The organism is Hymenobacter sp. DG25B (genome assembly GCF_000801315.1).
Taxonomy (GTDB): Bacteria; Bacteroidota; Bacteroidia; order Cytophagales; family Hymenobacteraceae; genus Hymenobacter.
In genome coordinates this window covers 73208-87538 of the sequence record NZ_CP010056.1, presented here as the reverse complement: position 1 = coordinate 87538, position 14331 = coordinate 73208, and the positions used below count along the sequence as shown (strand labels likewise).

Below are 14331 nucleotides of genomic sequence, written 5' to 3'. Positions count from 1 at the left end.
CGGGAGTCGGAGAAGGGAAGGCGTAGGCTTACTGGTCCCATGCGTCCGTGCGGAAAGGCACGGCCGGTAGCCCCTGTTGGTTGGCCAGGTTGGTAATGGGGTAATTGGTGAAGGCGTAGCGCACAGCTACCGGCTTCGGCACCCGGGTCGAGGTCAGCACCAAGTGCTCCTGCACAATTTTCGCTACGGCAGGGTGAAAGACGTGGTCCGCGCCGGCCAGATAGAAATGCCGGGGCGCCCGTTGGTTGGTTGTGGTGAGCCCGGTGCCGAGGCTCCGGGGAGCGAAGTACACGTAGACTTGGCTACCCTTCACGGTGTACTTTTTCAGCTGGGGCCCTACCTCAAGCGTTTTGGGTTGGCCATAGGTGCGGGCCAGGGCGAGACGGGCCAGGCGCAGGCCCACGGCCTGCTTGTTACGGGGATGGATGTTGTCGGCTTCGCCCACATCCATCGTCACAGCCATGCCGGTATTGCGGACCTGCAACATTGCCTCCTGCGCTTCGCGCAAGTGAGCGTAGTAGGTAGCCGTGGAGTCCTTTTCCTCCCAGTTGTAGGGCGTGAGCTGCACGTAGTAGAACGGTAGTTCCCCTTGGTTGAAATCCCGGCGCCAGCCCCGTAGCATGGCGGTGCACAGCGCGGTGTAATCGGCCCCATCCTTTTTATTGGCCTCACCCTGGTACCATAAAAACCCTCGGATAGAAAGGTTTTTCAGAGGATGGATCATGGCGTTGTAGAGTAACGTAGGCCGAGCCAGCACCTCGAACAGCTTTTCCAGGGTCTTAATGGAATCCAGGCTTTCCGCGGCCTGGGAGCTCTGCTCGTAGGGCGTCAGGTAGCGGGCCCTGAGCAGCGGATCGGCTGCGAGGGCCTCCCGGCTAGTCCAGGCTTGGCAGGCTGAGCCCCCCACCGAGGCAACTACCAGCCCAATGGGTATTTGCAGCCGCTGCTGCAGCTCCCGCCCGTAGAAATAGGCCACGCCACTGAAGTCGCCCACCGTCCGGGGTGAGCAAATCAGCCAAGTACCTTTGGCATTGGACTGCGGCGTTTTTTTGAAGGAGTTCTCAATGTTGATCAGCCGGATGGCCGGGTAATCCGCCGCACTAATTTCCCGCTCGTAGTCCACCACACCGCGCAGCCAGGGAAGGGCGGGCTTCATCTCCATGTCCATGTTCGACTGACCGCTGCACACCCATACTTCGCCAATCAGCACGTTTTCCAGGGTAGTCTTTTCCTTTTTGCAGCGCACTGTCAGCGTGTGCGGGGTAAAGTCCCGGGGCCTGGCGGCAGGCACGGGCAAGCTGCCCCGCCACTGCCCGGCCGCATCAGCCACCACCCGGACTGGGGCTTTCCGCCAGTCGGCGGCCAATACCACTGTATCCCCGGCAGGGGCCGTGCCCCACAGAGCCAAAGGTTTGGCCTGTTGAATAACCATGTTGCTCTGCAGGATGCTAGCCACCCGCAAGTCTGACGCGGCTTGGGAAGGCAGCTCAGGACTACGCCATGCCAACGTGGCGAGGCCCCCTGGCAGACACCCCAGCAACCAAGCAATACGCGGAACACTAAGCCTCATGGAGTAGGTTAAATGATAAAGGGAACGGAGAAATTAAGGTGAAACAGCCGCAGGCCTCTACTGCAGCTTCACCCGGATAAAGCGGGGGCGGTACAGGTTAGGCTGCTCCAGAATATCCTTGAAGAAGTCGAAGGAGTTGACGTTGTAGCTGATCAGCAGCTCCCCGGGCTCCGAGAGGTTGGCGTGCACTTTGGCGTTGTAGGCGAAAAAGTCCTTGTCCATCTTGGTATCCTCGGTGCTGTCCCAAACTTTGATGGGCGGCCCGAACGGGCCCTGGGGCTGGAGAGCAAGGCGCAGGCCCACCGTAGTGCCGAATCCATCCGTCTGGAACACCATGGCGTAGCGCCCATCGGGCAGGGGCGTCACGCTTAGCTCATTGGAAGCATGGTCGGTGATGTTGGCCAGCTTTGCCAGGTCAGGGTTCCAGTTGGTGCCGTCCCAGTAGCGCCATTTGCTGAAGTCCTCCACATCGGCCGGCAGCACGCGGGCCAGCACCACATTCTTGGCTTTGCCCCGCACACCGTACACGTACACGTAGCCGTCGGGCTGTGGGGCGCCGGCCTCCTTGGTATTGACAAAAATCCCCGCGCCCAACGAGCCGTAATCGTCGGGGGCGCTGCCTGGCAGGAAGAAGGGCGTATCCAACTGGCGCTGGTCTTTGAAGGGGGGCACACTGCCGGCGGGAATGATAATAAGGGCGTTGCCTACCTCCTGGAAGCCGAATACTTTGGCTTCGGTGTTTTTCACCCGGTAGCCGAAAATATAGGTGTCGTTGTTTTTGGCGGTGTTTACAAAACCATCACCCAGCCAGTAGTACTCGCCCGGGCGGGCGTTGGGCGTGCTGGGAATAAACAGGGATTTGTGCTTGCCGGTATTGGGGTCCTTGTCCCAGTAGAACTTGATGTTGTCGGTGGAGGGCACTCCGCCTTTCAGCACGGCCACCGAATTGTTGATCATGGTTTGTCCCGGGTTCAGCTTGCCGTCCTTGATGTCGCCAATCATCGTGTCGCTGAAGATGAACATCGTTTCGGTGCTTTTGCCCGAGCCCGGCGAGTCGACGCCGTTTTTGGGAATGGCAAAGATGCCGTCAGCCCCGAACCAACCTGAGGTCCGCTTGAACAGGGCAGTCCATTCCGGCGCGGGCTCCACCGTAAACTTCAGGGTAGTGATATCAGTGTTGGCCGGCTGGGGCTGGACCTTGCTCTGCGAGTCGCTCTTATCGGAGGAGCAGGCGGCAGTACCGGCCAGCAGCAGAACAAGGGCACTCAGTTGCGCACTACGTCTATACATCAGACTATGGCTTTAAAAAACATAAGTGAGAAATAAGCCCGCATCCGGCCAGCCGCTGGCCGGCTCGACGCCCTCTGGTACCCATCCCAGGCCGATTGTCAGACAACCAGCCCGGAATGGGACTTTGCAGGGCCGCGGCGCGGGTTGCCCCTATTTCGGGCTGGCGTCGAAGGTGTAGACGAACGTTTCGTTGGAAGTGTAAGGAGGACCGAACACAGACAGATCCAGGGTGATTTCCATTACCAGGCGGTCCTTGGTCAGGGACAGTACTTTGTAGGTTTCCACAGTCACCTTGCTTGGGTCGAAGGCCGACTCGTACGTTTGCGTGAATACCTGCTCATCAGCGCTCAGCGTCCAGCCTTTGTACACGTTGAAGCCGTCGAAGGTGCAGGCCTGCGTGCCGTAGTTCACGGCCATGGTGCCATTTTCATTATAAACGAAGGAATCGTCCTTCTCGCAGTCCGTAATGGTTTCCGCGTCGGGGTTAGGCGTGGTATGGAGCTTGGACTTCAGGTTCCAGCGGTAGGTTGCCAGGATCTGGGCACCGGAAGCGGCCGTGTTTACCGTCAGCACCTTTTCAGCTGTCTTGCCATTGGCATCCACGGCTTTGAAGGTGAAGCCTACCAGCTTATCTACTTCATCGGCCGCCTGGGTATAGGTGAAGTTATAAGTAAAGGTCTTCTGCTCCGTACCGGATAGCTGAACTGTTTGGGTGCCATTGGTGCCGAACGTGTTGTCGTTCTGCAGGTTGACCTGCTTGGAGACGGTCAGGCTCTTCAGGTTGCCGGGGGCCGTTACCGTCACGACCGACTCTACCTGCTGGCCGCTTTTGCCGGAAACATCGTCTTTGGAAAGCGCCACGGTAGGGCCTTCGGGGGTGGATTCCTCATCTTTCGAGCAGGAAGTGCCCAGCATCGTTGCCAGCAGGGCAACGCAGTAAAACCAATAGGAGGTATTTTTTTTCATGGTGGGGGAAATGATTATAAGTGGGAATGGAGTGAAAAAGCGACTAGTGAATTGTGCGTTAGAGTCCAGAAGTTATTGCGCCTGCGCAACCCGGGTCGGCACCGGCACGGCAGCCGTCTCGTCCGCCCAGGAATGCTCAATTTCTTCCAGCGTGCGGCCCTTGGTTTCCGGCACGGCCTTCCACACAAAGACGAACGTCAGCGCCGACAGCACCATGAACGTCCAGAAAGTGTAGGCGCTGCCGATGGACTGCAGCAGGATGGGGAAGAACTGCGAAACCAGGTACACTGACACCCACAGCGCCGCTAGGCACAGCGACATGGCTAGGCCCCGGGTGCGGGTAGGGAATATCTCGGCAATGATGACAAAGGCCAGCGGCCCCAGCGAAACCGCGAAAAAGGCAATGTAGGCCAGGATAAATACCAGCACTACATAACCCCGGACCATCTCCAGGTAAAAAGCCCCGCCGATAATGAGCAGACACACGGCCATGCCCGCCGAGCCTACCAAGAGCAGCCCCTTGCGGCCCCATTTGTCCACGTACTTGATGGCCACGATGGTGAAGAGCAGGTTCACGGTGCCTACCAGGATGGTTTGCAGCAGCGCCGAGTCGGACCCGTCGCCGGTGGACTTGAATATCTCCGGGGCGTAATACATAATGGCGTTGATGCCGGTAATCTGCGACAGCACGGCCAGCACCAGCCCAATCGTCAGCGGCTTGCGCAGGGCCGGGCCAAACAGCTCGCCCACCGCGCCCGCCTCTTCCGACAGCCCGCTGTTAATCTGGGCCAGCTCTACCAGGGCCTGCTCCGCGCCGTTAATTTTGGTCAGGATGGCCAACGGCTCCTCCACGTAACCCTGCTTGGCCAGCCAGCGGGGGCTTTCGGGCACAAAAAACAACAGCAGCATAAACACCACCGACGGAATGATGCCCGAGCCGAACATCCAGCGCCAGCCGGTGCTCACGTTCCAGGCCTCGTCGTAGAGCCCGGCAATGCCGGCATTCACGAAGTAGATGAGCAGGATGCCAGTGACGATACCGAGCTGATTAATGGACACCAGCCGCCCCCGGATGGCCGCCGGGGCAATTTCGGTAATGTACATGGGCGCCAGGATGGAGGCAATGCCGATGCCCAGCCCGCCCACCAGCCGGAAGGCCACAAACCACATCAGGTTCGGCGGCATGGCTGTGCCGATGGAAGAAACGGCAAACAACACGGCCGAGAGCATCAGCACTTTCTTGCGGCCCACCCGGTCGCTGAGCGCACCCGCAAATAGGGCTCCCACCATGCAGCCCACAATAGCGCAGGAGGCTATCCAGCCCATCATGGCCGGAGAGAGGTTGTAGTTGGCCTGCAGAAAGCCAATGGCTCCGGCTATGACGGCGGTATCGTACCCAAAGAGCAGACCGCCTACGGCAGCCACCATTGTAATGCGGTACACAAACCAGGTATTTACGGTCTTTTCCATGGGCAGCCTAGTTGTTGAGGATGGAATACTTGGCATTGAAGTGGAGCGGGGTGCGGACAGAGGCTTTCAACGTGGCGCACTCCTGGCCCAGGCCGGCGCCGTAGGGCCGGATGGAGTAGGCCCCCACCACGGCGGGCACGATAAACGTTTCGGCGTAGTGCACCACGAAGGGCGCGAAGGCCTGGGTAGGGCTTTCCACGATGGCCTCGGCGCCTTCCACCAGGTTCAGCACGTTCACCACGCCCTGAGTGTCGTGAGGCACCGTTTTGGTGAACCAGTGCCGGCGGGTTTCAATGAAGGAATTCTCGTCCAGGCCGGTGCGCTCCTCGCGCCACCCGTCGCCGGCGGCCACGGGCTGCACCTGGTTGATGATGTTGTTCCGGGTCCACTCCGTGGTCCGGTCCCACTGAATCACCTGCTTGCCGTGCTCCAGGGAAATGGGTCGGGGCTTGCCGTCGAGGCCCATGCGGTTCCAGTCCCAGAGCTTGAAGGTGAAGATGTAGGGTGTGGCGCTGATTTCCAGCACCACGCTGTTGGCCCCGGAGCAATGCACCGTGCCGGCTGGTATGAGGACGTGGTCGTGCTTTTTGATGGGCCACTTCTCCACGTGGTCTTCGGCCTCGAAGTGCTGACCCTGGGTTTGAGCGGCCTCCAGCTCCTGCATCATGCGCTCGGGCACCACGTCCTCTTTCAGGCCCAGGTATACGAAGGCGTCGTCCCTGGCGTCGAGCATGTAGTAGCTCTCATCCTGAGTGTAGGGCATGCCAAACTTCTCCCGCATGTACTCTGTGAGCGGGTGCACCTGCAGGCTGAGGTTGCCGCCCTCCATGGTATCCAGGAAGTCGAAGCGAATGGGAAACTCATCCCCGAAGGCCTCGAACACCTCTTCGCCCAGCAGCTCCCGGGGGTGGGAAAACACAAGGTCGAGAGCGGGTAGCTCCACGGCGTGTTCCCCGAAGCGGTAAAGCAGGCTGTTTTCCTCCGGCACGCAGTCGAACCCCCAGGCGAAGTTATGCTCGGTACGGTCCAGGTCGCAGACGTCTTTGAGCCACTGCCCGCCCCAGGGGCCGGGGTCGAAGAAGGGCACTACCCGGAAGGGCCGGGCGACGGTCTGTCGCAAGGCATCCTGCAGGGCGGCACCAGTGATGAGCTTGGGAGTTGCGGGCACAGTAGTGTCCAGCACATAGTCCCACTGGTCCATTAGAGTCTTTTTGTGCCGGTCACACACCCGCCAGTCCACGAAAAAGGCCCGCTTGTAGAGGTAAGCAAAGCTTTCCTGGCGGTTGGGCACGCCCAGGCTGCCCACCTCCGCACGGCGGAAGCGGAGCTGAATCTCCCAGCGCGGCATGTCGGCGTACACGAGCAGGTCGGGCGCGGAAGTCAGAAAGCTGGCTCCGGTACCAACAATCAGAATCACTCCTGGTGCGGCCTGCTCCATCTCCGCCTGGGCCGCCTGCTGCTTTTGCGGGTCGAAAAACCCCAGCAATGGCAGCGGCGCCATATACCCGAAAACCGGGTCGTCGGTCACGAATTCCCTGACCAGCTCGTTTATCTGCTTTTCCGATTTGAGTGTGGCGTGGGCATCGAGGGTGAGCACGGGCTGGAGTACCGCGGCGAATTGCGCTAGTATCTCCTGGGAATAAACACCATGGTAGCACTCGACCACTACTACGGCCCGCGCCAGGGGTTTTTCAGCCATGCGGGACGCAATAGTTTCGGCAATGGCTTCCCAGCCAGCCACGCAGGTATGACCTTCTATGCTTATCTCAGGATACTTATCGTAGTTCGATTTTTTCAAAACAGCTTAGTTTGGATGAGTCACTAAATAGGCGGCTCCCAGCAGGGCAGCACTGGCAAAAGAGGACGCGGGCCGTACTTCTACCCGCCCCCATGGCGTCCAGGCGAAGGCATCGATTTTGGCCTGGAGGTAGGGCACGATGTAGGCCCCGCTGCCCATAATGCCTCCGCCCAGCAGCAGCACTTCGGGGTCGTAGGCATGAATCAGGTTGATGGCGCCGGCCGCCCACACGTCCAGGCACTGGTCGCGCAGCTGCCGGGCCAGGCCATCCCCCGCTTCCGCGCAGCGAAACAGGGCAGCAAAGTCAATCTGCGGCTCCGTCCGAAGCTGACTGCGGTGGTACTCAGCGTGGGTTCTCACCTTTTCCCCGAGGCTCCAGCTTGAGGACTCCGCTTCCACGCAGCCGATATTGCCGCAATTGCAGGCCGCACCCTGCACGTTGATGGTGAAGTGCCCGCCGAGGCATCCGGCCTGATAATGACGACCCCGCAGCAGCCGGCCTTCGATGATGGCGGAGGTGCCCACACCGGTGCCCAGCGTCATTAGCACCACGTCGTCGAGGCCACGGGCCGCACCGTACTGCCACTCCCCCACCAGCGCGGCGCGGGCGTCGTTTTCCAAGATAATGGGCAGGCCCCAGGCTTCCCGGGCCCACGCAGGCAGGTCAAGCTCGGGGGCATCAGCATACTTCTTGTCAATGGACAGTACCTTCTTTTGTACGCTGTCCACGATGCCAGGAATGGCAACGCCCACGCCCGTCAGCTGCTGGCGGGATATGGTCTGCTCCGCTAATAAGTCATCAACCGCCTTCCTGATGTAAGGCAGCCGGCCCGCCAGCCCTTGGGCCGAATGTGCAGCTAGCTGGCTGCTGGCCAGTAGCCGCCCAGCCTGCACCAAGCCCAGCTTGATGGTGGTACCTCCCAGGTCCATTGTAATAGCGCAGTGTTCTGCATTCATGGGTCAGGCGCTTAATAGCCGTTCTGCGGCAGGTTTGGATTCAGGTCCCGCTCCCGCTGCGGAATCGGGAAGAGGTAGTGCTTGGTGCTGGGCACCACGCCGGGCTTAGCCAGCGGCACCAGCTTTTCCAGGGTTTTGGTGCGGGCAAGGTCAAACCAGCGGTGGCCTTCCCCCACAAACTCCAGGGCTCTTTCCTTCAGAATGGCCGCACGCATCTGTTCCTGCGTCAGGCTCTCGTAGTCCGGCACGGTAGTACGGTAGGTAGTACCATCAAAGCGGGCCCGCTTGCGCACCATATTGAGGTACTGATGGGCTTCAGCAGAGGCATTCAGCTCATTGCTGGCCTCAGCGTATATCAGCAGCACCTCCGAATAGCGCATCAGCGGAAAATCGTTAGCACTGCCGTTTCCTTTGGGCTCGGCGGCCCGGTCCCAGTATTTCTGGATGTAGGGCCGAATGGGCGTCACCACGCCGCTGCGGTTAGTATACTGGGTTAGGAACGTTACCTCCCGGCGCCGGTCGTTGAAGTCAAAGGAATTGTAGAGGTACAACGTCGGTACTTGCCAGCCCTGCGCATTCTCCACGCCCTCGGCGCTCAGCTCTGTAGGCAGCAGCCGCACCTGAAACTGGCCCACTTCCCAGAAGCTGATGGCCCCACCCTGGTCGCCGAAACCGACTGAGAAAATGGCTTCTTTGCCGTTGCGGTTGACAAGCTTAAATACATCAGCAAAGTCTTCCCACAGCGCATAGTTGTTGGAGTCGATAACTTCCTTGGCCCTTTGGGCCGCATTGGTCCAGTCCTTCCGGGTTAAGTATACTTTGGACAGCAGCGCCTTGGCTGCTCCCTGGGTGGCTCGGCCCTTGCCGTCGCCCGAGGGGTAGCTCACAGGCAGGGCTTCGGCCGCCTTCAGGTCCGTGATGATCTGGGCGTATATCTCGTCGGCAGTAGCTACCGGGGGCGTCAGGGGCTCCACCTCCTTGGTCAGCAGCGGTATACTGCCAAACATACGCACCATATCGAAGTAAAGCAGACCACGCAGGAAGTGCGCTTCGTTGAGCAGCCGGGCCTTGAGGTTGGGCTCCATTTCAATGCCTGGAATGCGCTCCAGGGCAATGTTGGCCACGGTTATGGCTTTGTAATGCATGGCCCAGATTTCCAGCAACGCCGCGTTTTGCGGACCGTGGGAAAACGTAGCCAGCTGGTCGAGGTCCGGAGAAAAGACATTCTGGTTTAGCAGCTCATCCGAGGCCAGGCCCGCCGTCACCCAGAAGGTGCTGTGGTAGACCCCAGCCGTGGAGCCGGTGCTCGTGGAGTTCAGGTAGCCGTAAATGGCGTTGACGGCCGCCACGGCGTCATCCCCGTTTTTGTAGAAGTTGGTGACGGCCACGAAGTTCTTGGGGTCTTCTTCCAGAAAATCCTGGCAGGAAGTGGCCATGAACACCACCAGCAGGGCCAGGCCCGCTTTGCTTATGAAGTTAGAGTTGAATCTCATAGGGAGCGTTCTTGATATCAAAACCCGATATTTAAGCCCACCAGGTAGGTTTTTGCCTGCGGGTAGCCACCACGGTCCACGCCAATGACGGCGGTGTTCTGGCCAAATGTGTTGGCTTCCGGGTCATAGCCGGAGTAGTTGGTGCGCGTCCACAGGTTGGTGGCACTGGCGTAAATCCGCAGGCTTTTGACCCGGGCTTTCTGGGTCAGGGAAGCCGGCACCCGGTAGCCTAGGCTCACGTTTTTCAGGCGCAGGTAGGAGGCGTCTTCCACGATGTTGGAGGAAAACACGCCGTTGTCGAGGCTACCCGAGGCTAGAGCCCGGGGATATTTATTACTGGAGTTGCTGGGCGTCCACCGGTCGAGGGCGGCGTTGGCCAGCACGTTGTTCTGCCCGTTGAAATTCTGCAGGTCAAACAGGTTGAGGTTGGCCATCCGGTTGCCCTGCGAACCCTGGAAGAAAACGCTCAGGTCGAAATTGAAAAAGGAGAAGTTATTGGTGAAAGCCCAGGTGAAATCGGGCTGGGCGCTGCCCAGAATGGTGCGGTCCTTCTCGTCAATGACGCCGTCGCCGTTGAGGTCGCGGTACTTCCGGTCGCCGGCGCGGGCGCGGGAGGCAGGGTTGGAGGAAGTCGCTTCCTGGCCTTTCAGCACCGGGCTGGAGCTGGCTTCCTCATCGGACTGGAAAATCCCATCAAACTGGTAGCCGTAGAAGGTACCAACCGGCTCGCCTACCCGCAGCAGCGTGCCACCACCCAGGAAAATATCAGTTTCACTGTTCAGGTTGGTTACTTCATTCCGGTTGATGGAGAAGTTTAAGGCCGTGCTCCAGTCCAGCTTGCCCTTCACATTGTTCGTGCGGATATCCAGCTCCACCCCCGGTTCTGGATGTTGCCCACGTTCAGGACCGTGGAGTTGAAACCGGAGGTGTAGGGAACCGGGGTGGATAGCAACAGGTCCGAGGTTTTCTTCTGGTAGATGTCGGCCGTAATAGCTACCCGATTATTCCAGAAAGCGGCATCCGCGCCCAGGTCAAACTGGGCCGTGGTTTCCCACTTCAAGTTCTTGTTGGCGAAGGTGAGCGGCTCACGGCCGGTATATACCTCCGTACCATTGAAGACGCCTTGGCCATAAGCGCCCACCAGCGACAGCGACTGGTAAGGCGGGATGGCTTGGTTACCAATGATGCCGTAGCTGGTGCGCAGCTTCAGCTCCGAAATGAAGGCCCACTGCTTGATAAAGTCCTCATCGGACAAGCGCCAGGCTACCGCCCCCGAGGGAAAAAAGCCGTACTGCTTGCCGGCGGCAAATTTCGAAGAGCCATCAACGCGGCCGGTGGCCGTGAAAAGGAAGCGGTCAAAGAGCGTGTAATTAACCCGGCCCAAGTAGGAGACCATACTCCATCGTGACTCCCCGTTGAACGGCTTCTGCGGCAGCAGGCCCGCCGAGATGTCGTGGTAGCCGGTGCGGGCATCCGGAAAGTCAAAAGCGTACACCAGCAGGCTCTCGTTGTTGAACTCCTGCAGGGTATAGCCTAGCAGGAAGTCAAGCGCGTGATTTGCACTGATCACGGGCTTGTAGGTCAGCGTGTTCTCGTTAAGCCAGGTCAGCCCCGAGATGGTACCGATGGAGGCCTCCCCTTTGCTGGCCTGGGTACGCTTCAGGAAGTTGGGCCCAAAGGCATTTTCCCGCGAGGAAAACGCGTCAACCCCGAAGCTGGTCCGCACCTCCAGGTTCGGCAGGATCTTATAGCGGGCGTAGGCGTTGCCCAGAATCCGGGAGTTGACGCCGTAAGAGTTAAACTCGTTGACGTCCGCCACCGGGTTGCCCAGCGTCTTGCCCAGGTAGCTGCCCCCGCGGTTCTCAAAGGTGTAGCCCCCGGGCCCGTCCGCGTTATACACGGGCAGAATAGGGTTGAACAGCAGCGCGGCGGTGGTGACGCCGGGCACAATCGTTTCCGTAGTCGTCAAAACGCCGGAGGAGGCTATGCGGGCGTAGCTCACACTGTTGCCCACCGTTAGCTTTGGACTCAGCTCCCGGTCCAGGTTGGCCCGGAAAGAAAAGCGCTTAAAGTCGGAGTTGCGGATAATGCCGTCCTGACCGAAATAGCCGCCCGTAATGGCGTACTTGGTTTTATCATCGCCGCCGGCAAAGGAAAGCTGGTAGCTGGCGATGGGAGCCGTCCGGAAGATTTCTTTTTGCCAGTCGGTGCCCGCTCCCAGGCTTGCCGGGTTGTTGTAGAGGGGAGTCTGGTTGGCGTTGAATTTCGCCTCGTTCACCAGATTGGCAAACTGGGTGGCATCCAGCACCTTCAGCTTGTTGGCCACCTGCTGGGTGCCGCGGTAGGCATCGACCGTGACGGTGCCCGTGCCGGACTTGCCCCGTTTGGTGGTTACCAGCACCACCCCATTGGCCCCGCGGGCCCCGTAAATAGCTGTAGCTGAGGCATCCTTCAGCACCTCAATCGATTCAATGTCGTTTGGATTGATGGTGGAAAGGGCGCTGATGCGGGGGCCCAGGTTGACGCCGACTGACATGTCATTGGCATCACTACTTACCAGCATCCCGTCAATGACATAGAGAGGCTCGTTGCCGGCGTTGATTGAGCTGGTACCCCGAATGCGGATTGAGGCCTCGGAACCCGGCTGACCCGAGGTCTGCGTGACCTGCACCCCGGCGGCCCGCCCCTGCAGGGCCTGGTCGAAAGAGGTGGAGGGCGTTGCTAGCAGCTCCTCCGATTTGATGGATGCGACGGAGCCAGTCAGGTCACTTTTCTTGGTAGTGCCGTAGCCGATGACTACCACCTGGGAGAGCTGCTGAACGTTGGGCTTCAGCACGACCGACACCGTGCTCTGGTTTTTAACCGGCACTTCTTGCGTATTGTAGCTGAGGTAGGAGAAAACAAGCATAGTTTCCTCCCCGCCGGGAATGGTGAGCTTATACTGCCCCTCGGCATTGGTGGTGGTGCCCTGGTTAGTGCCCTTGATGCTGACGCTTACCCCAATTAAGGCCTCGTTGCCGTCGCTGGACGTTACCTTTCCCTGGATTACCCGCTCGGCGGGCGCCTGCAGAAGGCTCGGTTGAACAGCAGCTTCTGCCCTGCCCAAACTCAGGCAGCCGGTCATGATTGCAGTCAGCTGCAGAGCGAGATGTCGGTTTCTAAGGGTGGTCATATACCGGAATCAGAAAGGCACAAGTTAAAAGGTAAGAAATACATCATGTCCATATGTTCATACATATACATGTATAGTTGGACATCTGTCATTTATGGTAATCATGGCTACATTAATGGTGGCCTATCAGGTTGAGCTGTATACTGAAGCAGGCTAGCGCGATTGTTGCCGGAATCGATTGCGGGCGGCAACCTGGCTGGCTGTTTCAGCCAGGTTTAAAATAAGCTGCAAGCGCATTATTCGCGCTTTATTTCAATGGTATAGGTAAAGCTGTCAGCCCGGTAATAGCCCAGGTTATACTCAATGGGCCGCCCGCCAGGGTCACAAACAACTCGTTTGCGAAAAAGCACCGGGTCGCCCACCTCTATTTCCAGCTTTTCGGATAGCTCGGCATCCGCCAGAATAGCGCTGATGCCTTCCTTGGAAACGGCCGCAACTGTATGGTACTGCTTTTCCAGCAAATCATACAGGGGCTGGGTGAAATCCTCCTCCCCCGTCAGGCCTACCCGTGGGTGAAAGTAGGAGACAAACAGCACGACCGGCCCAGTATCGACCCCACGTAGGCGCTCCATCTTCAACACCTTACTCTGACGGGCGATATTAAATAACTGCCGGACTTCTTTGTCGGGCTCCACCCAACTGGCATCTATGCGGTAGTTCCGGAACGAGACGCCCTTCTCGCCCATCTCATGGGTAAAGCTGGACCATTTGTCCAGCTTGGTGATAATATTGTTTTTGGCGACCGTTGTTCCGACTCCTTTTTTACGCACCAGCAGCCGCTCAAAGACCAATTTATTGGTGGCCTGCCGGACGGTGTTCCTAGAGATGCCTAACTGCTTGGCTAACGCTACTTCGTTCGGCAGCAGCTTGCCTTCCTGATATTCCGGAATTTTGATCAGGTCTCGCAACAGGTCCTCAACCTGCGCGTGCAGGGGAATGGTGCTGCTGTGATCTATGTTAAAGAGTTCCATATTGCCAAGTACCTCCACTATGTACTAATGTTCAGACATACTGCGGTGGCTCAATTATACAATAATTTAATCTAATTCCTAAAACCTAGATTTTTTTGGGTTGAATGATAACATATGATTTTAGAGATAAAATAAAACCGAATTGCAGCTTTTCATTTCGCGGTTTTGTCCCTTTACATAAGGCTTGGTCGCGGACACTTCTCGTAATCGGACTGGTTTTGCCCCTACTGCATCTGACCTCGTATTTTGGTATTCTAGCGAGGACAGCACTTCAATTGGGGGTATTTCTTTACTCGCTTGGTTAGCGCACCACTTCGACGGATGGATTGGCAACTCGAAGTAGCAGGCAGCGGTTGTCAATCGTGATAACCCACATTTCCAACTGCTCGCTAGACCAAGTAAGGGTGAGGACCAAGCGGACAATGCCCAGGCCCTCTTCCAACCGGACAAACCGACTGCTTATGACCTCTTCCTGGCAATAGGCAGCACTCCACTGGTGAATCAACAGGCAGCAGGGTCCATCATGATAATGCTCATTAGCGACTTCCCAACAGCCGGTAAAATGAATTTCGAGGCGCTTGTTGTCCAAGTCGTAGAAAAGCTTAGAAGCAATTTCATCGTCAAACGAATAAGCGAGGGATGGT

General features: G+C 58.3%; 11 protein-coding genes. All 11 read right to left on the bottom strand.

Going from position 1 to position 14331, the window contains the following annotated elements; translation table 11 throughout:
- Positions 1–28 precede the first annotated feature (28 nt).
- Entirely contained in the window at positions 29–1432 is a 1404-nt protein-coding gene (locus PK28_RS17725; protein ID WP_231576259.1) for a sialate O-acetylesterase, read from the bottom strand.
- 195 nt (positions 1433–1627) lie between these two features.
- Positions 1628–2860: a DUF5005 domain-containing protein gene (locus PK28_RS17720; protein WP_044518054.1), complete on the bottom strand. Its 1233-nt coding sequence runs from the start codon at positions 2858–2860 to the stop codon at positions 1628–1630.
- A 150-nt stretch (positions 2861–3010) separates the two neighbouring features.
- A complete protein-coding gene (locus tag PK28_RS17715) occupies positions 3011–3826 on the bottom strand; it encodes a hypothetical protein (RefSeq protein ID WP_044518052.1) in 816 nt (271 codons plus the stop codon).
- A 72-nt stretch (positions 3827–3898) separates the two neighbouring features.
- Entirely contained in the window at positions 3899–5296 is a 1398-nt protein-coding gene (locus PK28_RS17710; protein WP_052430619.1) for a sugar porter family MFS transporter, read from the bottom strand.
- A 7-nt stretch (positions 5297–5303) separates the two neighbouring features.
- Positions 5304–7094 carry a class I mannose-6-phosphate isomerase gene (locus tag PK28_RS17705; protein WP_044518047.1) on the bottom strand — a complete coding sequence of 597 codons (1791 nt, stop codon included), beginning with the start codon at positions 7092–7094 and terminating at the stop codon, positions 5304–5306.
- 6 nt (positions 7095–7100) lie between these two features.
- Positions 7101–8051, bottom strand: coding sequence for an ROK family protein (locus PK28_RS17700; RefSeq protein ID WP_044518044.1), 951 nt, complete (start codon positions 8049–8051; stop codon positions 7101–7103).
- Between the two features lie 11 nt (positions 8052–8062).
- The gene (locus PK28_RS17695) at positions 8063–9544 is read right to left on the bottom strand and encodes a RagB/SusD family nutrient uptake outer membrane protein (protein WP_044518041.1); all 1482 of its coding nucleotides are present in this window, start codon (positions 9542–9544) and stop codon (positions 8063–8065) included.
- A 17-nt stretch (positions 9545–9561) separates the two neighbouring features.
- A complete protein-coding gene (locus PK28_RS19355) occupies positions 9562–10419 on the bottom strand; it encodes a SusC/RagA family TonB-linked outer membrane protein (protein WP_048826570.1) in 858 nt (285 codons plus the stop codon).
- Entirely contained in the window at positions 10389–12668 is a 2280-nt protein-coding gene (locus tag PK28_RS17690) for a SusC/RagA family TonB-linked outer membrane protein (RefSeq protein WP_048826568.1), read from the bottom strand. The genes PK28_RS19355 and PK28_RS17690 overlap by 31 nt, the downstream gene beginning before the upstream one ends.
- A 284-nt stretch (positions 12669–12952) precedes the next feature.
- The gene (locus PK28_RS17685) at positions 12953–13687 is read right to left on the bottom strand and encodes a GntR family transcriptional regulator (protein WP_044518175.1); all 735 of its coding nucleotides are present in this window, start codon (positions 13685–13687) and stop codon (positions 12953–12955) included.
- A 301-nt stretch (positions 13688–13988) separates the two neighbouring features.
- Positions 13989–14276, bottom strand: a complete 288-nt coding sequence (locus tag PK28_RS17680; RefSeq protein ID WP_156126555.1) for a hypothetical protein — start codon at positions 14274–14276, stop codon at positions 13989–13991.
- Positions 14277–14331 lie beyond the last annotated feature (55 nt).